The organism is Bacteroides sp. D2 (genome assembly GCF_025147085.1).
Lineage (GTDB): Bacteria > Bacteroidota > Bacteroidia > Bacteroidales > Bacteroidaceae > Bacteroides.
In genome coordinates this window covers 728,161-752,198 of sequence record NZ_CP102261.1, presented here as the reverse complement: position 1 = coordinate 752,198, position 24,038 = coordinate 728,161, and the positions used below count along the sequence as shown (strand labels likewise).

Genomic DNA, 24,038 nt, shown 5'->3' with positions numbered 1-24,038 from the left:
AAGAGTGTATTTAGTTTAATGTGAATTTCGCAGTTTTCACATCCCGGCTGTTCGTACCAATCATCACTTCAAAGTCGCCCGGTTCGGCAACCAGTTGCAGGTCATAATTATAATACCGTAGCATTTCCGGTGCAATCTTGAAACGGACAATCTTCATCTCTCCCGGTTCCAGGAATATTTTCTGGAAGCCTTTCAACTCTTTGACGGGGCGGGTGCTGCTGCCTAAAACGTCACGGATATAAAGCTGTACCACTTCCGTGCCGGGCCATGTTCCGGTATTGGTAACTTCCACTGCTGCGGTCAATGATCCGGTCATATCCATGCTGGAATGGCTCAAGTCGATGTCACTGTAAGAGAAAGTTGTATAAGAAAGACCATAACCGAACGGATAAAGCGGATCATTATCCACATCGAGATAGTTACTGCGGAATTTCTCAAACCATTTACCTTCTTTCAAAGGACGTCCGGTATTTTTGTGCGCATAATAAAGAGGTATCTGGCCTACGTTCTTCGGGAAAGTCATAGTCAGTTTACCACCCGGATTGACATAGCCGAAGAGGGCGTCGCCAATGGCATAAGCTGCTTCACTACCTCCAAACCATACATTCAGAATGGCGGGTACATGTTCCTGTTCCCAGCTCAACGTAAGCGGACGGCCTGTAAATAATACCAATACTACCGGTTTGCCTGTCTTTAAAAGCTCTTTCAACAGATTCTGCTGTACATCGGGAATGTTTAAATCCGTGCGGCTGCTACTTTCACCACTCATTTCGGAAGATTCGCCTAAGGCAGCGATGATAATGTCCGACCGGCGGGCTACGTTCAACGCTTCATCCAACAATTGTTGGTCGGTGCGGTTATCGCGGTTCAGGGAACGACCGAACATCGTTGCCCGTTCTTCGTAACTTGCATCACTAATCAAATTACTTCCTTTGGCGTACATGATATTCGCTTTTCCGGCAGTCATCTCTTTCAGTCCTTCCACGAGAGAAGGGCAGCGGTCGAGCACGGCTGCTACGCTCCATGTACCCGGCATATTACTCCGGCTGTTTGCCAACGGACCGATCACTGCAATATTTCCTTTCGGATTGAAAGGCAGTAACGGATTTCCGTTCGGATTACCGTCGGGGCTGTCGTTCTTTAGGAGAACGAAACTTTCTGCTGCAATCCTGCGGGCTGCATCGCGATGCGCTTTGGTAAAGATGTCGCGTGCCGGACGTTTCGGATCGCAATATTTATAAGGATTATCAAATAATCCCAGTTTATATTTGGCTTCCAGAATACGGCGACAGGCAGTATTCAACGTTTCCATAGAGACTTTTCCTTCCTGAACGGATTTCTTCAATGTTCCTACAAAGCCTTCGCTTACCATATCCATATCCACTCCGGCATTGATGGCACGGGCGGATACCGTTTGAAGATCACCGATACCATGATCGATCATTTCTGAAATACCCGTATAATCGGTTACCACAAAACCGTTGAATCCCCACTGTCCGCGGAGAATGTCTGTCATCAGCCATTTGTTGGCAGTGGCCGGAATACCATCCACTTCATTAAAAGAAGCCATTACGCTACCTACACCTGCTTCAACGGCTGCTTCATACGGCAGCATATAATCATTGAACATCCGCTGACGGCTCATATCTACGGTGTTATAGTCACGTCCTGCTTCTCCCGCACCATATAGTGCAAAGTGTTTTACACAAGCCATGATTTCATCATTCCGTTCCATGTTCTTCCCTTGATAGCCACGCACCATCGCTTCGGCAATCATGGCTCCGAGAAACGGGTCTTCACCGTTACCTTCGGACACACGTCCCCAACGAGGGTCGCGTGAAATATCCACCATCGGGCTGAAAGTCCATGAGATGCCGTCGGCACTGGCCTCTACGGCTGCAATGCGGGCAGATTCCTCTATGGCAGTCATATCCCAGGTGCAAGACAATCCGAGTGGGATGGGGAACATCGTTTCGTATCCGTGAATAACGTCCATACCGAACAGTAATGGAATTCCTAAACGGGATTCTTCCACAGCCTGCTTTTGTACTTCACGTATTTTCTCCACTCCTTTCAGGTTGAACAGTCCTCCCACTTCGCCTTTCTTGATTTTAGCGGCAATATCGCTGCTTTTGGCTTGTCCCGTAGTAATCTCTCCGGTGACGGGAAGGTTCAACTGTCCTATCTTTTCTTCCAAAGTCATTTTGTTCATCAATACGTCGATGAAGCGATCCATATCCTGTGGCGACTTCTGTGCCGATGCGGTCAGAAAACCTGCGGCAAACAACAGGATGGATAGACTTAACTTTTTGTATATCATGCTATTATTCCTACTTTTATATCCGTTACTATAAAGTCCTCCCTATATGTTGAATGTCCGGCACCGAGGAGGACATTGTTCGACACCGAGAAACAGTAGTTTCGGCACCGAGGAAACAACCGTTCGGCACCGAGAAACTTTTTTATTGATAGTCGGGGTTCTGTACCAGTACTCCTTTAGACTTGTCAATCTCTGTTTGAGGCAATGGCAGTAATGCGTTTTTGTCTTGATAATTTGTTTTACCGGCTGCGTGCAGTACTTCCTTTGCAATACCCCAACGAACAAGATCGTAGAAACGGTCGAATTCCATTCCCAGTTCCACACGGCGTTCGTGGCGGATGGCATCACGCAGTTCTCCCTGGTCGGTGGTCGTTACTTTAGGCAATATATTGGTATTGGTACCTCTGGCACGTGCGCGGACCTGTTCCAAATAGTCGATTGCTTCACCCGGGATTCCTTTTTCGTTGGCTGATTCAGCTCCCATCAATAATACATCTGCGTAGCGAATCAAGCGAATGTTTACCCAGAATCCCTTGTTGGTGTATTCTTTACGCAAAGCCGGATCGGTATATGCTTTCTTATTGAAGTAAGCCCCTATTGCCGGAGAAACCGGAGATTCGCCATAAGGCTCATTGGTGTTTTCCGGGGTGATAGGCTCATCATCTGAGTGGCGGAAGTAGAGTAGGGTGGCGTTTTTACGCGGGTCACCTGGCTCATAAGCCTGTGCCATATATTCTGTTGCCATGTGCCATCCCCAGCCTAAGTCCCATTTACCAGCTCCACGTACTCCTTGTACTTCACAGAATTGGCTACCGATAATATCACTTTGAGGAAGAGCGGCAGTAGCTGTGCATTGCAGTTCGAATATGGAACCGCCATTGTTTTCGCCGTCGTCCGTGAATATCTCATCGTAGGAAGTCTTCAGGTTGTACAATCCTTTTTTAATAACGTCGGTAGAGGCTGTGTACATATTGTTCCAATCGTTGCGCATCATATAAGTACGCGCGTGTAAAGAACGGGCAGCTCCCCAGGTCAAGCGTCCGGTGTATTCGGTACTCCATGTTTCCGGCAATGACTCTTCCGCTGTTTTCAGGTCGTTGTCTATCTGCTCGTAGATTTTATCCACCGTTGTTTTCGGGATATTGGCTTCCGAAGCATCATTGATTTTATAAGTTACCAGAGGAACTTCACCGAAGGCTCTTACTAGGTTGAAGTAACAATAGGCGCGGAAGAAAGAAGCCTCTCCTTTATTGATAATGTCTTCAGCCTCTGTCTGTCCGGCTGTTTCTTTATCTGCGATGGCGGTAAGTATGTCATTGCATTGGTAGATGATGGCATAATTTTTCCCCCAATAAGCACCCAGCAAACCGTTGGTCGGTGTGTACAGGAAGTCGTCGTACATTTCGGCTACATCAGAACCGTCACTGGAAATACTTCCTTTTTCCGAATCTTCGGAACGGAAACAGTGGATGGCAAGTGCAGGAGGTCCGGCGGTGACATCATAATTACGCATCATCGTATAGACGTTGTAAATCTTACCGTTGACCAGTGCGTTCGGATTATCATCTTCCGTGAACTGTCCTTGTGGACTGCGGTCCAGGAAGTCACTACAACCACCTAGAAATAAGGCAGTTGAAGTGATAAGGGTTGCAAATATATATTTATTCAGTTTCATATAATGATAGTTTTAAAGATTAAAGTGGTGTCCCGCATGGAAAACTGGCAGTGACACCTTATCACTAGAATGTTAAGTTGATTCCGAAAGTATAGACTGCCGGTACGGGATAGCTGCCGTTGTCTACTCCGAATGCAGTAGCGGTACCTCCCAATTCCGGTGTATATCCGGTGTTATGTTTCCATGTCTTCAGGTTCTGTATGTTCACATAAACCTTGAGTGCCTGTAAACGTATCTTTGCAAGCAGGCTCTTGTCGAATGCGTAAGCCAACTGTATATTACGGATACGGAAGAAATTTCCGTTCTCAATGTAATAGTCGGAGTTCATCGTATTGATGGAATGTTTGGTATTCAACAAGGGTTGCGTGTTGGAAGTACCCTCTCCGTGCCAACGGCCCAGGCGTTGCTCCAGGTAGTTGAATTGGGCGAAGTTGTAATTGTCCCATGTGCGGTAAATCTTGTTTCCACCCTGTCCCATCATGTCGATGCCTAACGACCAGTTTTTGTAATCTACTCCGAGAGATAAACCGTAAGTTACTTTAGGAGTCGGATTGCCTATCATGGTACGGTCTTCCGGAGTGATTTTACCATCACCGTTGACATCGGCAAATTTCAAGTCACCGGGGGTAACTGTTGCCAGTGTGTTTTCCGGAGATGCATCGATGTCGGCTTGTGACTGATAAACGCCTGCTACCTTATATCCGTAGAAATATCCGATAGGATAACCCGCCATCGTATAACTTTGTTGCTTATCTCCGGCAATGATGGAATATCCATCCTGAACGAGGCTCTTCACTTCATTCTTGATGGTAGTCAGGTTAGCACTGACAGAATATCCCCATTCGCCGATCTGGTCACGCCAGGTCACTGCCATTTCTACTCCTTTATTCTGAATCTGTCCCAAGTTACCGATGCCGGGGATTGTTCCGGAAATACCGGGAACTTCTGCCAGCAAGTCTTTGGTGTTCTTCATGTAATAAACACCTTCAAAATGCAAGCGGTTACGAAGAACATTCGTTTCGAATCCGGCTTCCCATGCTTCTACTTTTTCCCAACGGAGGTTAGGGTTAGGCAGATAAGCCAGTTGGTAGCCCGGATAAATGATAGAAGGCTTTCCGAAGACTGCCGAGTAGGCATTGGTCAATAGCGGTTCGGCAGGATAGGCTTTATCCAGATTCTGGTTTCCCAGTGTACCGTAGGATGCTTTGATTTTCAACATGTCAAGCCATTTGATATCTTTCATGAATTCTTCTTCAGACATCAGCCAACCTCCACCCAGGGAGAAGAAGTTTTGCCATTCATTGCCTGTATAGGAGAAAGCGGAAGAACCATCCCGGCGGAATGAACCGTTGAACAGATATTTGCCTTTATAATTATAGATGACACGTGCAAGCACGGATAACGTACTGCGTTCCCATTGGGTACTTCCATTGGTGGCTGTGGCGGCATCACCGATGCTGACAAACCATTTGTCCTGATCGTCGGGGATAACCAGTCCTACACCTTGTTTACGTGCTCCGTCCAACCGGCTCAAAGAGTTGTAGTAAGTCGTAAAACCGGCGGTTGCAGTCAGGTTATGATTGCCATTATCGAAACTATTGGTATAGGTTAATACATAGTCGCTCTGTACTTTCGTCTCATTTTCCTTGAACTGGCTGACTTCTGTCTTTCCTGTTCCCAACGTAGAGACGTTTCCGCTAACTGCGGCATCATATACTTTTACGATCGGTGTGTAGGTACGTCCGTTATTGGATGCATAATCCATTGAGAACGTAGCTTTGAATTTGAAATGTTTCAGGAAGTCCACTTCACCGTAAATGTTACCCGATGCCCGATAATTCTCGGCTTTGGTAGTATTCGCTTTTAAGCCTATATCTACCATCGGGTTGTTGATCTGTGCTTTCTGGAATTCGGGCAGAGAGGTATATAATCCATATTCTTCGTTATACACCGGAGCAATAGGAGTGGCACGAAGAGCATTCAGTACCTGCTTGGAATCGGCAGGGAGCATACGTGCTCCGTTAAACTGAAAACCGACTTTCAAGAAGTCTGTAATCTTATAATCATTGCTGGCGTTGATGGTCACCTTGCTGAATTTCTCATGCTCAATGTTTCCCTGTTCGTAAGAGTAGCCTACACCCAGATAGAAGCTATGTTTGGGCGAAGCCCCTGTAATACTAATGTTGTTGTTTGTAATGAAAGCAGTTTGGAAAATTTCGTCTTGCCAGTCTGTATTGGCATCCCAACCGGTATAATCGAACGGAGCGTCTCCCTGATTGGCAAGTTGTTCGCTATATAGTTCCTTGAATTGTGAACCATTCACCATTTTCACCTTATCCACCACTTTTTTGAAACCGAAAGAAGTGTTGATATTCACCAGCGTCTGTCCCTCTTTGGCTTTCTTTGTGGTGATGATAATCACACCGTTCGCACCGCGAACACCGAAGATAGCCAAAGATGACGGGTCTTTCAGAATCTCCATAGACTCGATGTCTTCCGGATTCAGAAAATTGATGTTGTCGTTGAATAGTCCGTCGACAATGTAAAGCGGTTTATATCCGTTGATGGAGTTTGTTCCGCGGATACGGATTTCCGGATCAGATCCGGCCCGTCCGGAGTTTACAATCTGCACACCTGCCACCTTTCCCTGGAGGGAAGACAGCGGATTCATAGCCGGTTTGTTGGCTATTTCTTCTCCTTTGACATTGGTGATAGAACCTGTCAAGTCTCTTTTCTTTGCACTACCGTATCCGATAACGACTGTTTCGGCTAGCACTTGCGAGTCTTCTTTTAAAGTGACATTGATTACACTCTGTGTTCCCACTTTGACGCTTTGCGAAGTCATTCCCACGTATGAAAATGCCAGCACGTCCTCCGGAGTGACAGAGATTGAATATTTACCGTCCATATCCGTGATGGTTCCGGTGGAAGTTCCTTGTACGAGTACCGATGCACCGATCAATGGCTCATTGGCAGCATCCGTCACTGTTCCTGTCACCGTCTTTGTCTGTGCAAAGACTGATGCAGAGGCCAGTAGCAGGCAAACAAGCGTCATGATGCTCCTTGACCTGATGGCTTTTTTCTGAAGATGTTGTAAAAGTCTAGTCCTCATTGCATTAAATTTTTCCATTTGTTATTATTTAGGTTGAAGTCTTTTTTCTGCCGTCTTTTGGCGAGAGTAACAAAGGAAACAAACGAAATTCAAAAAAGATTTTGGAAAAAAGAGGGAAAGCCTGTTTTTAACACTAAAAGGGAGGTGACTGTTGAAAAAAGTTCAGGCACGAATCGGGGTGATTCATGCCTGAATAATAGGATGAGGATTGCCAGCTGGGGGTGGTACCTCTTTTGTATATATATTGTTGGTTTTAAGATTTCCTGTTTTAAAACATTTGTTCCGCAGTGGTCATGCATCGAATAACATCTTCTTTGCTGCCACTGAAAGGACCGGATTTCTCTATTTTTAATGTGGACATGGCTGCAGCAAAACGTCCTGCTTCTTCAATGTCGGCTCCTGATACCCGTTGGTATAGATAGCCGATGGTATAGGTGTCTCCACATCCTGTTGCATCTACCACTTCTTTGGGTTTATAGGCCGGGATGCGATAAAATTCCTTTCCGTTGAAAATAAGTGAACCCATGCTTCCCAATGTGACTAATACTTCTTTTACTCCCCATTTATATAATTGACGGGCAGCTTCATGCGGATCGGAAAGACCGGTCAACACTTCCATTTCATGCTCGTTGACTTTGAGGAAATGAATATATTGCAAAGCTTCTCGCTTGTCTGTCCAGTCCACCGGATAGACGTGAGTGTCACGAACCTCGCGCAGGTAACCTTGCGAATCTACTGCAATCAAACCTTTTTGGGATAATGCTTTGATGACTTCTAATGAAAAATCATCTGCCAGCAGAGAACCGAGGTGGTAGATTTGTGCATCTATCTCTTTGAGTTGGCTGGCGGTGAACGGATCGGCTTTCGCTAATACACGTTGGGTGCGGTCGTCCGGATTGGCGCCATAGATGTTTTCGAAGTATACGGAGTGTTTGCTAGGTAAGGCGGTTACGTTAATACCCACTTCGCGTAGTTGCTCTACAACCTTCATTTCGGTGGCGCCTACTGCCGTTACCAGCGCATAATCAATATCATTAAAATGACGGATGGCATGTGAGCAGTAAAAAGCTGTTCCTCCCGGCATGTAGACAGTGTTTTGAGGAGTGACTACTTTGTCTAATGTGATGTGACCGATGCAGCAAAGTTGATGTTTATTCATGTTTAACTAATTAAAAAGCCTCCAAGATAGTATCTTGAAGGCTTCTAGTTTATTTTGGTGCGGATGATAGGACTCGAACCTACACGCCTCACGGCACCAGATCCTAAGTCTGGCGCGGCTACCAATTACGCCACATCCGCATGTGTAGCTTTTTTGTTTAGCGGTGCAAAGATAGGAAGATTTTCTGATTTGGCAAATAATTCGACAATAAAGTTATTCACTTAAGATTTCGAATGCTTTTTCAATCAGAGTGTCTTTGTGCTTAAGTTGGTCTGATTCAGACATATTGATAGCAATATTCGGTTCAATACCTTCTTCCAAGGGTTGCTTGTTTTTATCGAAATGCGGACTGGCGGAGAAACGGATGCTCCATCCATTAGGTAATTCCGATGAGAAAGGAAGTCCCGAACCACCTCCGGTCCAGTCACCTAACTGGATGATTCGTTTATCTTCATTGTCCTTGTTTAAGCTACGCATCGCATTCACAAAGTCATTGGTAGCACTATAACAGCGACGATTGGTCAGGATGATTACTTTCTTTTGCCACCGGATACTGTTGGATGGTTCCAGATAGATCGGCTCCATCTTGGAGAAATCATTATGTCCCGGTCCGGTTTTATGCTGTATATATCCGGTGAGCGCTTTTTCGTTGGTAAACCGGGCGGCGATCCGGGTGGAATTGGTCAGGTTTCCGCCTCCGTTATCACGTACATCGATGATTAATCCGTTGCAGGTGGCCAAGTAGAGAAGAACTTCATCCAAGTTGCCGTCTCCGACTCCGGAGCTGAAACTTTCGTAACGAATATATCCTATGTTGTTATCGAATATTTTATACTTTAAACCGGCGGATGTGTAGTATCCTGTACTGGCACTGCCCAGATAAGTTTGATAGAGAATATCTTCCCGGTAGTTCCAGTCGTAACCCTGATACCATTCATCGTAGAAAGAAGTACGTTTGGCAGAGGATAGATTGACATGTCCGTCTTTTAAAATGTATAGCATCTGGCTTAGGATGTCGAACAGGTCGTCATTAGACATTGTCGGAATAATCAGTGGGCTATATTGGTCGTGAACGGCATCCCAGTCAATACCTTTTGCTTCAAGAAAACAATACTGTTCGTCGATGATCTTCCATAGTTGTTCGAAGTTTCCTACAGGATCATTAGCGTACTCTTCTTCTCCGATGCAACCGGTCAATACCGGAAGACAGCAGAGCAGCCAAAGCATTTGTCTAATCTTATTTCTCATTCTTAATTGATCTCGCTTGAAGTTTCAACATTAAATTTTTGTTCTCTTAGTAGGCTCTAACCGATGAAGGCAAAGCTGTTCTTTTTTTGTTTCGGATACGGTATAGGTCTTTCACAAATCCTACCATGAATACGTGCGAGTAGGTATGTGTCTTGATATTGTTTACATTGGACTGTTGCAAATCGGCCAGATAGCTGAATCGCATTTTGGTATATCCTATCGGTAAGTCGACGGAGAGCATCTGACGCAATGAAGGCTGGTTGTGCAGGGAGGTGAACTTTATCACTCCGCTTGAATTTCCCAGAGAGAATATCTCGTAATAAGATTGTCCGTAGTGCGGTGAGAACATCACTCCCATCACCGGTAGGTTGACCTGATAGCGTAATACCATCGGGTACCGTTTGATTTTCAAATGCCAGATAGCCATTCCGGAGGCATCCAGGTTGACGTATGCCCGTGCGGACGCCGGATTGTTGGTGTTCCGGAGATTATAGACAAAGCCTCCGTTGGCATCTATCAATCCTCCGGCTAATAATTTGAAATTCTCCGTCAGCCGAAACTGGTAGTGTAATCCGTAATTCCAGTTGACTAATCCGGAGAAGGTGTTATTGTTATCGGCACGGTTGTGGGTATAACCGATGTCTGCCTGAAAGAAATTTTGCACAGACACATTTCCATCGAATAACTTGGTCATCCGAATCGTCTCGCGGGAAATGCGAAAGTCGATTCCTTTGTATTCCTGCGGCGAAAGATAGGTGTCGAATACGTTGGTAAATCCTACACCGTACATGGTGGCACGTGTTACATACCGATGGGTTTGCAGACTGTCAATCTGCGCTTGTAATCTGGTGCAAAGGGCGAACAGGATGCATCCTGTCAGCCCTAGGTATATTAGTTTTTTCTTCATCAGAATAATTTCATCTGCCCGGTGATCTCATCAATAATATCGCCTTCACTCTTATCGTTGTCCGGGTCCAGATTTTCCGGTTCCTCTTCAGGGCTTTCCTGTTGCTCTTGCGCAGGTTCGGGGAAGCGGGTCGGTTCAAGTTCGTTGATCGTATCCACGGCATAGGTAGTGATACGTTTTCCTTTGGCTTTGAACCCTTTGACAGCAATGAATTCATCTGCATCGATATCCAATGGATCACGGAAACTGTCGTGACCACCAAATATTACTTCCAGGCGTGGATAGTATTCGTCGGTCAGCAAGATGAGGCGGTTATTCTTATTCTCTCCCAGATAGTTCTGTTTGCGGTTGGAGGCCTCGAAGCAGAAACGTTTCAGGTACGGGTAATTCTGTTGATCGGCATCATAAAGTGCAGCGGTCCATACCTTATGGGGATCGAATTTCTCAACGATGCTCACATTGTCTTCGTAGTGATTGCTCAAATCGAAGTTGGTGGTGTAGAAATCACCATTGTTCAGTACAACCAGTATGGAGTCGTCACTTTGGAATTCTCCCAGGTATTCGCCGCGTCCATCATAGTTGAGGCGAAGTATGTCACGGTCGAACCAGACTTTACGTCCACCGAGAGTAGAGCCGCCTTTCTGTTTCAAGGATATTTTGTGTACCGGCAAGCGGGTGAGAATTATCCCCCGTGCCTGGCGTCCCTTGATACTGACTTCGCTGAAGTCATGCTCGAAGATGATGCGGCGTACACGCGGGTTCGGCTTCAATGTCACTTTGATAATTTCGGCTTCTCCGTTCGGGTTGGCACTGAAATAGGTAATTCGTGAATCGGGAGTTCCCAGTGTCACATCATATTCGCGGTCGCGGACCACGGAAGTTACGGCGAAACGTTTTACGTAGGTCGTTCCTTCTTTTCCGTCGCGGTAGGCTACGTTGTAGATTGTACGTTTATCGTTCTTCTTGAATACATTGACATAAAGAACGTTCTTACCGACAAATTTCTTATCGGCAACGGGGGTGACGATATATTTACCATCACGGAAGAAGATAATGACATCGTCGATATCCGAACAGCAGGCTACGAACTCATCTTTCTTCAAGGTCGTTCCGATAAATCCTTCTTCACGGTTGATATAGAGTTTCTCGTTTGCTTCTACTACTTTGGCTGCTTCGATGGTGTCGAAGTTTCGCAATTCCGTGTGGCGCGGGAAATTCTTGCCGTATTTGTTCTTCAGCATCTGATACCAGTTGACGGTATAATCCACGATGTGAGCCAGGTGGTTATCAATCTCGGCAATTTCCTCTTTCATCTTGGCGATCAGTTCATCTGCTTTGTCTGAGTTGAATTTCAGGATACGCCCCATTTTGATTTCCATCAACTTGAGAATATCTTCTTTCGTAACTTCACGGATAAATGTCGGATAGTAAGGTGTCAGACGTTCGTCGATATGTGCACAGGCTGCATCCATGTCTTTGGATTGCTCGAACTCTTTATCCTTATAGATGCGTTCTTCGATAAATATCTTTTCGAGAGAAGAGAAATGCAGGGATTCCAGAATTTCTCCTTTCTTGATTTCCAGCTCCTGCTTCAGCAAATCCATCGTATTGTCTGCCGACTTTTTCAGGACTTTGCTCACAGTGAGGAAATGTGGCTTACTGTCATCGATAATACAGCAGTTGGGCGAGATGCTTACTTCACAGTCAGTGAAAGCGTACAGAGCATCAATCGTTTTATCTGATGAGGTGCCGGGTGCGAGGTGCACTAATATTTCTACGTTGGCAGCCGTATTGTCGTCTACCTTACGAATTTTGATCTTTCCTTTATCAACAGCTTTCAGGATAGAGTCGATCACTGTCGAAGTCGTCTTTCCGTATGGAATTTCTGTGATAGCAAGCGTTTTATTATCAATCTTGTTGATCTTGGCACGTACTTTCACGGCTCCGCCACGCTCTCCGTCGTTGTATTTGGCTACATCGATAGAGCCTCCTGTCTGGAAATCAGGATATAGTTGGAATTCCTCTCCGCGTAAATAGCTGATAGAGGCATCACAAAGTTCGTTGAAATTGTGTGGTAAAATTTTTGAAGAAAGTCCCACGGCGATACCTTCCACTCCCTGTGCTAATAATAACGGGAATTTCACAGGAAGAGTGACCGGTTCCTTGTTTCGTCCGTCATAAGAAAGTTTCCATTCGGTAGTTTTGGGATTGAAGACAACATCCAGCGCAAACTTGGACAAGCGTGCTTCGATATAACGGGGAGCAGCTGCGCCGTCTCCGGTGAGGATATTACCCCAGTTACCCTGACAATCGATCAACAGGTCTTTCTGTCCCAACTGTACCAGGGCATCTCCGATAGAAGCATCACCGTGAGGGTGGAACTGCATGGTGTGTCCCACAATGTTAGCCACTTTATTATACCGTCCGTCGTCCAGACGTTTCATTGAATGTAAAATACGTCGTTGCACAGGCTTTAAACCGTCATTGATATGAGGCACGGCACGTTCCAGTATAACGTATGAAGCATAGTCCAGAAACCAATTCTGGTACATGCCTGTTAACTGATGCTTTACGTTTTCGTCCCGCGTGTCCGCCGGTTTGTAGTCTGAATGTCCTTCCGTTATCTCGTTGATTTCGTCACTCATATATCAATCTTCGCTTTGCTTTAACAACAAATTATCTTCCTGAACATCAAAAAAGGGGATGTCCACGCAAAAATACGAAATAAATTCATATGAGGACGAAAAGAACTCACGTTTTTTATGATACTGACAGTTCTGTTAATCCTTTGATTTCACATTCCATACCAATAAAGCAAAAAAGACGGAGAGTAATGCGGCTCCGATCCAAAAAATATTGATATAAGAAAAGTCATAGATTTCTTTGCCATCGACAATGCTTTTATGCCCTCCTATGAGAATACCGCTCATAATATCCTGTATACCTGCCCCGATGTAACTGGCAATACCTACGATTCCTAATGCTGCACCTGAAGCGTTCCGGGGAGCAATGTCAACTGCCATCAATCCGCCCAAGAAACAGAGGAGTACTCCGATCGCAGTACCGAACAGTACCATGGATAACGCGTCTACCCAAAAGTGGACACCCGGAACTAATAGAAACAGACAAAGTGCCATTACATTCATCAGACCGAAGATGAGTGCAGGAGCATTTCTGCGCCCACTGAAAAACTTGTCGGAGATGACACCGGAAAACATTGTACCGATAATTCCACAAACCGAACCGATAGAAATGATAAAACTGGCGTCCAGTGTAGAATATCCTTTCTGGGTTTCCAGATAGAAGACTCCCCAGCTGTTTACGGCATAGCGGCTGACGTACATCAATGCACTCGAAATGGCAAGTATCCAAATTGCGGGCATCATTAGAGCTTGCCGTTGTGCCTTGTTGAAATCGGCAGCATCACCTGTTTCACTTTGCATTTGTGGATGATTGACGGCAGGCAGCCCTTCACTTTCCGGAGAATCATGAAAGAATCTCCAGACGATTAATGCCCCGATTATTCCGATACTTCCGGCTCCAATGAAACCGTATCTCCATCCTAAAGCACTGACAATGGAGGCGACAATAATGAAAGTCATTGCTTCCCCGATGTTGTGGCTTGCCGACCAGAAGCCATAGAACGATCCCCGTTTCTTATTTTCAAACCAACGGGATAATCCGACTACGCAAGAAGCAGCCCCCATTGACTGAAACCATCCGCTGATTCCCCATAATATGGCGAATAGAATGAAAGAGTGGGTGAATCCTAGGCATAAGTTTGCCAGGGCTGTAATTAGCAGTCCGGTGGACATGAAACGCCTGATATTGCTGCGGTCTGCCAGAAATCCGTTAGTGAATTTTCCGATAGCATAGGTGAAAAATAACACTGCTCCGATAATACCGAGCTCTGTTTCTGAAAAGATTCCTTCTTCAACAATCGGTTTCTTTACTACATTCAGGCTTAGCCGACAGACATAATAAATACCATATCCGGCTGTGGCGGAAAGAAAGGTAGCCCACTGCAATCTTTTAAGTTTTTTCTTGTCTTTTTTAAGAGGAGTCGCAGGAGTGCTGATGTGATAAAATTTGATAAGTTGTTTTAACATGGTGGTAGGATTTGATAGCCTAGTGAAAGGCGATAGTAATGGGAAGGTGTATCGATTATCTTCCGATACACCTTCTGATGAAGAAATAAATAAAGAGTTAGTTAGTAGCTTAGTCCATCTTCCCAACCCGGATTTTGGGTTAGAATGCCTTGTGTAAGTACGCGCTGGTCAGCAGGGATAGGCCATAAGTAGTCTCTTTCCTCTTTCCAGTCTTTGCCATAAGTAACTTTGGGGAATCCGATAATATAACCGGATGTTCCGTTGGAGAGATAGATATCCTTATCCAGTTTCTTTTTATTATCACATTGGGAGGTCGCTGTGGTTTCGTAGATTTCCAGATCAGGCTTCCCGTCACCATCCATATCGTATGTTCCTACTCCGGGAACATAAATACCGTAGTAAGGTACGTAATGATTGAACATTTGTTTACCTTCTTTCCAACGGAATAAATCCCATTGTCTCAACCCTTCCATTACTAGTTCAATTGTACGTTCGCGACGGATTTCGAGAATGACGCCCTTATTCGTTCCCTGCTCAACATTCGGATAGCAAGCTGCCAGATAAGGATCAGGGTTACTGTTGGCATCCGTAAGATTCAGATCCGGCATTTTAGCCCGTTCTCGAATTTTATTGATAGAGATATCCAGGTCTTCTTGTTTGAGTGTTCCCAGTTCGGCTTTGGCTTCGGCATAATTCAGGTAGACTTCCGCTGCTCGCATCAAAGGCCAATCGGAGGTACTTTTAGCGGCTCCGTCATGATCTTTGGTACCTACAAATTTGATAGGTCTGTAGCCGCAATAAGCAGTTAAGTCATTGGCGGTCACGGTTGTTTCTCCTTTTTGGATATAGTTCGGACAAAGTACGGTTTGTTGCAGGCGTGGATCGCGGTTTTTCACCTCGTCTGTGTAAAACATTGTTTCATATCCTTGTTTATCAGTGAAACGTGTTCCGTCCGCCATCAGGTAGTGATTCATAAACCGGCGGGTAAATCCCATTTGCAGGTTAGCGATGCTGAATTGTACGGAGTGTGATAATTGCAAACCTTCGAAGTTATAAGCTCTTGCCAGTACGACTTCTGTGGTTTTGGCGTTGTCGGCACAGAACATATCTCTGTAAGGTTCCGTTCCTTCTTTATACAGGCTGAAGCCGCTTTCGTCAATAAACTGCCGGGCAGTGCTTGCTGCAATTTCCAGGTATTTCTCATAATTATCCAGTCCATGGTATTTCCGATAAGTCCCTTCATAAAGTGCAGCTTGACTGGCAAATGCCAATGCCGCCCATTTAGTGACTCTTGTGTTCCGAGTGTCTGTGCTTTTAGTTGGTAAGCTGGTGGCGGCATCTTCGAAATCTTTGAGGACCCGATCCATCACAAATTCGCGTGAATCTCTGGCTTTAGCCAGTAATTCCTGATCTTCCGAACCTAATACCTGATCATACCAGGGCACGTCTCCATAACGACGTACCTTTACGAAATAGAAATAAGCTCTGAAGAACTGTGCCACACCGTTATATTGGCTGCGGGCGGTTTCATCATCACAATTGGAGGAATGTTGCAGAAAATAATTGATGTGACGGAGTTTGCTCCATGACCATCCGGTTTCGCTAGCAGCCGAACGGGTACCTTCAATCACCTGTCCCATGCCTTTGTCAATCATATCGTCTGCATTTGTACCGGCTGAAGCGTCCGGTTCATCCAGCAAAGTATAAAATTGATTGGTCCATAACTCCAGGTCGGATTTATTTTGAAAGTAATTCTCCGGTGTCACTGCATTTTCCGGTAGGAGTGTCAGGTCGCAACTACTGAACAGGGTTGTCACCATTCCCAGGATAATTATTTTGTTGATAGCTTTCATACTATATCTGATTAATCATTAATTAAAAAGTAATATCTACTCCAACAGTATAAACACGTGGATAAGCATATCCCGAACCTGTGTTGGATGAGTAAGTGCTACTAGAGATAGCCAATTCCGGATCAATGGTTTTATTATGCTTCTTCAGAGGCGACCAATAGTATAGATTCTCTCCTGAAACATAAACACGGACTTTTTCGAAAAAACGCTTGTTGATGGGCAGGGTATATCCGATAGAGAGGTTCTTGAAACGCAGATAAGCAATGTTCTGTATATATCGGTCATTGACTGTTCCGAGTGAACCTCCGGAGTAGGATTGATAACCTCTGATGCGTGGGAAGAAGGCATTTCTGTTATCTTCTGTCCAACAGTCTTCCGGGAATGACTTTTCTATAAATGAGGTAGAAGGGAAAGAGTAGGGGCCCCAGAAAGAATTCGCTCCTTGTGAACTGGAACTGGAGGACGGATACCAGTCTCTTTTACCGATCCCTTGAAAGAAAGCAGATACGTCAAAACCATTCCAGCTTGCATCCAGGCGGAAAGAATAGTTGTATCTTGGAGTCGTATTTCCGATGATCCGTTTGTCGCCCGGGTCATCTACGGTTCCTGCTCCTGCTCCGATCACGTTGTCTCCATTCAAGTCGGCAAAGCGTACATCACCGGCACGTAGATAACCGTCTACTTTACTACTGTAAACACGTCCGTTCACGGCTTTGTCATTAATCTTTGCCTGATATTCCGCAGCTTCTTTGTCTGTTTTAAACAATCCGTCTACATGGTATCCCCAGATTTCTCCCATTTTCTTTCCTACATAGTGGTCGGAAATCAGTTTGTCCGGGTTGTTGTATTTGGTGATTGTGCGCTGGTAATCTCCCAAGGTAGCTTGTATCCCATATCGGAAAGGCTTGTTGGCTACTTTGAACGAATCGTTCCATGAAACAGATAATTCCCATCCGTTTGTCCGTAAGTCAGCGCAATTGGCTTTTGGGGTAGAAGCACCGTATACATCCGGTAAAGTCAATGAGGTGGTCAGCATATCCGTTGTTTTACGGACGTAATAGTCGGCACTCATACTTAGACGGTTTCTAAGGAATGACATATCCAATCCGACATTGTATGTTGTAACAGTTTCCCAGGTCAGCCCGGAAGAGATTGGATTGGAAATTTTCGCATAGTATGCTTTTCCTTCTCCATCAAAGGTATAACTGAATTGGTTATCGGAAGTGATTGTTTGCAGATAAGCGTAATAATCTACTTGTTGGTTACCCAGACTGCCGACAGAAGCACGTAATTTTAAACTGCTCCACCAGTCACTTACAGGTTTGAAGAAGTTTTCTTCAGAAATTCTCCACCCTGCTGATACCGAGGGGAATATTCCCCATCTGTCTCCTTCTGCAAATCGGGAAGAACCATCAGCACGGCAGGATACCTCAAGCAAGTATTTGCCCATGTAGTCATAGTTGATACGCCCAAAGAAACCAAGAGTCTTATAGGCACTGATATCTTGTGATACGGTAAGCACACTTTCGGGTGTTACTGCCGAAAAGGAGTCGAGGTTATCATTGGACAAGTTGGTCATGGAAGTATCTTTGTTGACATTACGGTAAGTCTCATACTGACTACCTGCCACCACTTTAAGATTATGTTTCTTTGCCCATGAATGTTCAAAAGTAGCATAGTAATTCAGCATATGAGTGACGGGGAAAGATTCGTCTTCTTCATAGTTGTTAAAGATACTTCCGGAAGTGAATGTCTGTGTCACTCCCTGACTACGTGAATATTCAAATGAGTTGTTGCGATAGCGATACAGCTGTTTTCTTTGCTGATAACTGTAATTGGCAGTCAAAGTCAATCCTTCCAGTAAAGTAATATCAATCTGGTTGACTACAGACAAGAGTGTTCTGGATTTGGTGTTATGCCCTCTTTGAGATGTCAGATAGCCACCGTCGCCGGCTCCGAGAGGGGAGTTGGCATAAAGTTGGTTTGTATATTGCACAATTGTTCCGTCAGGATTGAAAGGCACGAATGACGGACTGATATTCGATTCCAGACGAGCAATGGTCATTGCATAATTGGAAGTTCCGTTATATCTGTAATTGTTGTTGTCCAATCCGATATTTGTCGACCATTTTATCCATTTATTCAGTTGGGCATCCATCTTGGCACGGAATGAGTAATCTTTATAGAGGTCTTTATCAATGTTGAACATACCATACTGCTGATAGTAGCGTCCACTGATATAATAATTCACCTTCTCGCCACCTCCGGTGATGGAAACGTTATGTTCCATCTGTGGGCGGGTGCGATTGTAGAAGTGTCCATACCAATCTGTATTTCCATAATAATAGTACTTCCCGTCTTCTCCGATTTCTACCCAGGGGCGTTCAGGATTCTCAGTCATATCATTCCTGCGGTCGTAGAGCTTCTGGAGTTCTTCATCTTCATACAAATACATATTCACACCATTGTATGCATGGTAGAACTTGTTGGCGAAAGTTACATAATCATACCCGGTACGGATAAAATCAGTGGAAGTCGTATTCTGTGTCCATCCGAAACGACCGTTATAGGAAATTTTGGCTTTTCCTTTTGTTGCGGCACTTCCCGATTTAGTGGTAATAAGTACCACACCAGCCGATGCTTTTGCTCCATAAATGGCACATGAAGATGCATCTTTCAATACAGAAATCGATTCGATATCATTTGCATTGACTTGATTTAGCGGTACTTCTACACCATCACACAATACTAACGGCGTGCCACCGTTGACAGAGATACCTCCACGAATGTTTAATGAATACCCTGACTCGGGCGAGCCTGTACCAAAAGTAAGATTTACAGATGGATCGGCTCCCTGCAATGCATTGGCAGCAGACACTACCGGGCGGTTGTTCAGGTCTTTACTAGAGATGGTGGAAACGGCACCTGTCAGGTTACTTCTGCGTTGACTACCGTAGCCTACTACGACTACCTCGTCAATCATCAGGCTGGAAGGAATCAGGCGGATGGTCTTGGTCTGATTGTCTTTTACATTGACTGTTGCCATTTCATAACCTACGTACGAAATTTCGATTGTTGAGGGTATGAAAGCTTCTAAAGAAAACTTTCCATCCAGATCGGTAATTGCTCCTTGTGCGGTTTCTTTGTTCATCACTGAAGCGCCTATAACAGGATTACCTTCTTCGTCATAAACAATACCGGTAATCGTCTGTTTCTTTTTCTCACCGGGCTTTTGCTGACTGGTATCTGACTTTTTACTGATAATGATACTATGCCCGTTGATGGCGTAGCTAACATTCTGTCCCACAAAAATCTGATCCAAAACGGCCTTAATAGGCGCATTAGTGGCATTGACTGACACTTTTTTACTCATGTTGATCTCTGCGGATTTGATCACAACAGAATAATTTTTGGTCTTATGTAAAGCTTCTATTGCTTCTTTTACAGTAACATTCTTTAATTGTAAGGTTATGTCTTGTGCTAGAATGGGTTGAGAGAAAAATATCATCACACAAGCAAACCAGATCGTTGATATATATTTTTTATAAATATTAGTTTGCTTCATATCAGGTTATACTACTGCTAATTTTATGGAGCTGCAGAAGTAATCAAGATTACTCCCTGACTCCGGGTTATGGACATTTGTCCGTCTGTATTGAGATTGGATAAAATCTCATCGAGAGTTTCCCCGTTAGTGAAGTAAGCAATGTAAGTGCTGTCACCTAGCTTTTGATCTAATATGATGATTCTGGTATCGAAATAATATTCCAGTTCCTTCACAATATCATTAAGGGGAAGATTACTGAAATAGAATCCTTCGTTTTTGGCCGGACACTTGTACAGATTGGCAAGGAATGTATCGCGGACAATCTTCTGTGAAGTTCGGTTATACTGAATCATTTCTCCTTTCTTCAAAATCTCATTAGGATGAGTTGGAGTTTTGAACAGTACCGAACCTTCTACGAGCGCGACTTCTACTGTCTCGATATTCTCGTAGGCACGGAGATTGAACTTTGTACCCAGCACCTGCACATGGACGTCACCAGCAGAAATGATAAAAGGCTTGTCTGGATCCTTTGCCACATCGGCAAAGAGTTCTCCACTGACAAAGATTTCTCTTTTATTTTCTGTGAAATCGGAAGGGTAAATTACTCGCGTGCCTGAATTGACATGGAGCGTCGTTCCATCCGAAAGAGTGAGTGTCTGATGCATACCGTGTGGTACGGTGATATCATTCCAGTGTGTATTTGCCTTCTTGTCAAGAAGTAAATATCCGGCTAAAAATAAGAGTGGTATAAAAAGGACGGCTGCCACACGCTGCATCCAGCGGATTGAACGCTGAAGTCCCGGGCGTGGTGTGCGGACCTGTTGGGGTTGAGTTGCTTTTTGAAATTTCTCAAAAGCTTTTTGAGATAACTCATGATTCTCCATTTGAATTTCAGAGATAATCTCACGGAAACTCTGGTCCACTAGGCTATTGTCATTTTCTGTCAACCACTTTTGGATTTCTATTTCTTCCTCGTGAGAACACTTATCATAGAAATAATCTTTTAATATGTCATTAGTTATCTTCATAGCGTATTTGTTTAAAGTACAAAAATGCATTTTTTTTCTTTATCAATGAGTATATTATGTTGATTATTTCTGAATAAGATATTCTATTTGGGATAGATTTGTATTTTTAATCTGATCTCATATTCATAAGCACTTGTTTTTATTTAGTATTTCGATTATTTTTTTCTCTAAATTCTTAGCCCAAAAGTAGTAGCCGAGGTCAGACGGATGGGTTCCGTCGGTACAGGTATCCCTGTTTTCGGGAGATGGCAACGGATTGCCTATCAGGTAGATATTCGGATATTTCCGGATGATCTCTTTCATAAGAGTTTCTACTATTTCCAGTTTGTCACTCTCCCTGGCTCGAATCAAGGTGTTAAATGCTTCATTGCCCCGTTGAATAGTTTGTACGAATATCAGAGGAGTCTTAGGGTGTTTGGCTACAATGATATCTACAAATGCTTGTAAACGTTCCTTGATTTGCATTGCGTCGGGGTTGGAAAACACATCAAATACAAAAGCATCGGCTTCGGTGGCTGCTATCACTTCCGCAAAATAAGACTGAAGTTTGGCATTGCCACTGAATCCTAAATTGCAGACATGTAAGTTTGTATTACGCTCTATTTGCAGCGGATAACTCATCCCCGGACGACTTGCTCCAATACCTTGCGTAAAACTGGAACCGAAGAATACGACTTTTTGCCCAAAAGGATTCGGGATCGTTTCGATTGAAGATCCCGGCTGAATGCCTATCTTCAGAGATTCGAGTTCGCTGTACATCGGCAGGTAAAGCAGACATTCTTTTTCCTTTGGCTCCATACCATACATCAGTGTGAATGCTTCGTTCCGTTTAGCAGGAGCTAGCGAATTGGCATATATCCATTCATTATTCTGTCTGATATAGAGGTCGAAGCCGGCAGCTGCTATTCCTGTTACATTATCTTTCCTGTATTCCCATTTATACGAGGGAAGCAGGTCAATCTGGGGTGAGTTGGTCCTGAAAACAACCGCTAATCCTGCTGAACATCTGGCTTGCTGGTTTTCTGATTTTGAAAATCCCTTGAAAGCTACCGTATCTATACGGTGATATAGATGTGGGGTAGGCAAGGCTTTTCCTACAAGGGTCAGTTGGGAGGCATCTACATAGCGGATGTCTTTTATACTTTGTCCCCATAGGATAGTCGGTGCCAAAAGCGAAGCCAAAAGGAGCAATCTGAAATTTCTCATGTTTTCTTATCTGGTAAATAGAATAATTACTTTCGGGGATTAATTGTGCCGTCCGATTTTCTTCAGGTAGCTGATTAATAACTCCGGTCGGTCGGTTTGTATGATGGATGTGCCGAGATCTAATACCTTTTGGTAAACTTCTGCCCCATGTTCAAAAGCATAGTCATCGTACATACCTGCTTCTTCACCTCCGCAGAGTGAGGCCCAAAGAGTATTTACCCAGATTTTAGAACCTTGTGCAAGTATATCCTTCATGCATTTTTTTACTTCCGAAGTTTCTTGCTGCCAGCATACTTCATATGCTAGAGGAATGATTTTCTTGTCCATATATTGACGGAACAAATCTTGTCCGCTTGGTTTGTTGATATCAATAATGGGCATGTACATCATGGCGTGTTTATACTTCTTAGCTTGTGCATCTACAAAATCAACCGACTTTTTACCTTTAATCAAGATTTGTTCTGTGACTCCCAATTCTTCTGTGATAGCCATTACCAAATCATAATATTGGTACCCTTGGTCTATGTTAACCACTATACGGTCTTTGCAGACGGCCAATGCTTCTTTTAAGGTCGGCATCTTGTATTTAGTGGGGCAGTTATGGCCTGTTTTCAGGAAACAGCTTTTGATATAGTCGTAAGTTACGTCGCTGACTCTGCCTTTTCCTGTGGTAGTCCGGTCGATAGTACCGTCGTGACAAAGGACAAGTACACTGTCTGCTGTTAGTTTCAGGTCTAGTTCCATGACATCAACTCCCATGCGGATAATCGATTCGATGGCAGGGATGGAGTTCTCCGGATAATCCCGCCAGTCTCCCCGGTGGGATACTACCACTACATAGTCTGTTTTCGGATTGTGAATGGCTTCTACTATCTTTTGCGCATGTGTCTTGTCCGGAGCGACAGGAGTGACTGCAAAAGTGCCTAGAGTCAGCAACAGAAGAAGTCCGGTGAATAAGATTCTTTTTTTCATATTCATATCATTTTAAGGATTAATTTTTTTTGAATAAAAGAGGACGAAGTACAAGATGCTGAAGATCGTAAGCTGTGATGATCACATGACCTTCATCAAAATTGTTTTCGAATATTACAGTAAGGGTATGAGTCTCTTTGTCGATTGTTGCTTTTACGTTCACCGCTTGGGCAATAGTGACTAATGCTTCTTCTGCAGATGCTCCCGTTACTTCATATTCAATTTTTAGGGGACTGGAAAGATCGGTTATTTTTGTAACAGCATTTGCTTTTAACCTGAGATTCAGAGAACTGAACACTTCCAGTGTGAGTGTTTCCCCATTACCCAATGTGATTTTGAGATATCCCTCATCAGTCTTGGTAATATTTTTAAAAATGGCCGTCTCGTCGGTTGTAGCTGTAATAGGAGTCCCCTTGTTATCCTTGAGTATCTCACCATTGACTGTCCAGTAACCGTCGGCATTTACCCCCATTTCGGGGGTATAGCCACAGACGGGTACTTTTTTTTCGGTATCATCTGTGAGCCAGTTTGTCTCATTGCCAATAGTGGTGGTCCAGTAATACAACTGGTCGTCATCGTTGAGGCGTACACCGAGTATAGGGGCTTCTATTACATCTTCCTGGGTTGCTACAACAACTGCTTTTTCTTCATTATTGTTGTCTTTATAGGTAATAACATATTGCCCGTCCGAGTTTCGGGAAACAGAGGTAATTACATTTCCTTCCGTCAAATATCCCAGTTTTGAGATATCTTCATTGAGTTTATCCGCTTTGGTTTGAAGGGCGGCTATTCGCTCTTTGAAATCATTGAGCTTATTCTGAATCGAAGAGTCATCATAATCCCCACAACTGGTGAGCAGGAGGGAAAAAAGCACCGAACAGACAAAATATATTCTTTTCATA

14 protein-coding genes and 1 tRNA gene are annotated in these 24,038 nt (G+C 44.2%); all 15 read right to left on the bottom strand.

Translation table 11 applies throughout. The features are described from left to right. Positions 1-10 precede the first annotated feature (10 nt). The gene (gene bglX / locus NQ505_RS02640) at positions 11-2,320 is read right to left on the bottom strand and encodes a beta-glucosidase BglX (protein WP_008998028.1); all 2,310 of its coding nucleotides are present in this window, start codon (positions 2,318-2,320) and stop codon (positions 11-13) included. A gap of 142 nt (positions 2,321-2,462) precedes the next feature. Further along, entirely contained in the window at positions 2,463-3,995 is a 1,533-nt protein-coding gene (locus tag NQ505_RS02635) for a RagB/SusD family nutrient uptake outer membrane protein (RefSeq protein WP_008998027.1), read from the bottom strand. Between the two features lie 64 nt (positions 3,996-4,059). Continuing rightward, positions 4,060-7,125, bottom strand: coding sequence for a SusC/RagA family TonB-linked outer membrane protein (locus NQ505_RS02630; protein WP_008998026.1), 3,066 nt, complete (start codon positions 7,123-7,125; stop codon positions 4,060-4,062). A gap of 250 nt (positions 7,126-7,375) precedes the next feature. Continuing rightward, positions 7,376-8,266: a carbohydrate kinase family protein gene (locus NQ505_RS02625; RefSeq protein ID WP_008998025.1), complete on the bottom strand. Its 891-nt coding sequence runs from the start codon at positions 8,264-8,266 to the stop codon at positions 7,376-7,378. A gap of 55 nt (positions 8,267-8,321) precedes the next feature. Then, a tRNA-Leu gene (locus tag NQ505_RS02620) sits at positions 8,322-8,406 on the bottom strand. 73 nt (positions 8,407-8,479) lie between these two features. Beyond that, positions 8,480-9,514 (bottom strand): S41 family peptidase, encoded by a 1,035-nt coding sequence (locus NQ505_RS02615; RefSeq protein ID WP_032853238.1) that lies wholly within the window; start codon positions 9,512-9,514, stop codon positions 8,480-8,482. Positions 9,515-9,560: 46 nt separating this feature from the next. Further along, the gene (locus NQ505_RS02610) at positions 9,561-10,421 is read right to left on the bottom strand and encodes a DUF3316 domain-containing protein (protein ID WP_008998023.1); all 861 of its coding nucleotides are present in this window, start codon (positions 10,419-10,421) and stop codon (positions 9,561-9,563) included. Continuing rightward, the gene (locus tag NQ505_RS02605) at positions 10,421-13,066 is read right to left on the bottom strand and encodes a DNA gyrase/topoisomerase IV subunit A (RefSeq protein WP_008998022.1); all 2,646 of its coding nucleotides are present in this window, start codon (positions 13,064-13,066) and stop codon (positions 10,421-10,423) included. The genes NQ505_RS02610 and NQ505_RS02605 overlap by 1 nt, the downstream gene beginning before the upstream one ends. Positions 13,067-13,201: 135 nt before the next feature. After that, on the bottom strand, positions 13,202-14,530 hold the full coding sequence (locus NQ505_RS02600; RefSeq protein WP_008998021.1) for an MFS transporter: 1,329 nt from the start codon (positions 14,528-14,530) through the stop codon (positions 13,202-13,204). Between the two features lie 101 nt (positions 14,531-14,631). Continuing rightward, positions 14,632-16,383 carry a RagB/SusD family nutrient uptake outer membrane protein gene (locus NQ505_RS02595; protein ID WP_008642871.1) on the bottom strand — a complete coding sequence of 584 codons (1,752 nt, stop codon included), beginning with the start codon at positions 16,381-16,383 and terminating at the stop codon, positions 14,632-14,634. A gap of 22 nt (positions 16,384-16,405) precedes the next feature. After that, complete coding sequence (locus tag NQ505_RS02590; protein WP_008998020.1) at positions 16,406-19,948, bottom strand: TonB-dependent receptor; 3,543 nt, start codon at positions 19,946-19,948, stop codon at positions 16,406-16,408. A gap of 23 nt (positions 19,949-19,971) precedes the next feature. Continuing rightward, positions 19,972-20,958: a FecR family protein gene (locus NQ505_RS02585; RefSeq protein WP_004312646.1), complete on the bottom strand. Its 987-nt coding sequence runs from the start codon at positions 20,956-20,958 to the stop codon at positions 19,972-19,974. Positions 20,959-21,081: 123 nt separating this feature from the next. Next, positions 21,082-22,164, bottom strand: a complete 1,083-nt coding sequence (locus NQ505_RS02580; protein WP_004312647.1) for an SGNH/GDSL hydrolase family protein — start codon at positions 22,162-22,164, stop codon at positions 21,082-21,084. A gap of 39 nt (positions 22,165-22,203) precedes the next feature. Further along, positions 22,204-23,142 (bottom strand): glycerophosphodiester phosphodiesterase family protein, encoded by a 939-nt coding sequence (locus NQ505_RS02575; RefSeq protein WP_008020125.1) that lies wholly within the window; start codon positions 23,140-23,142, stop codon positions 22,204-22,206. A gap of 13 nt (positions 23,143-23,155) precedes the next feature. Next, positions 23,156-24,037, bottom strand: coding sequence for a PL29 family lyase N-terminal domain-containing protein (locus tag NQ505_RS02570; RefSeq protein ID WP_008642877.1), 882 nt, complete (start codon positions 24,035-24,037; stop codon positions 23,156-23,158). Position 24,038: the final 1 nt, after the last annotated feature.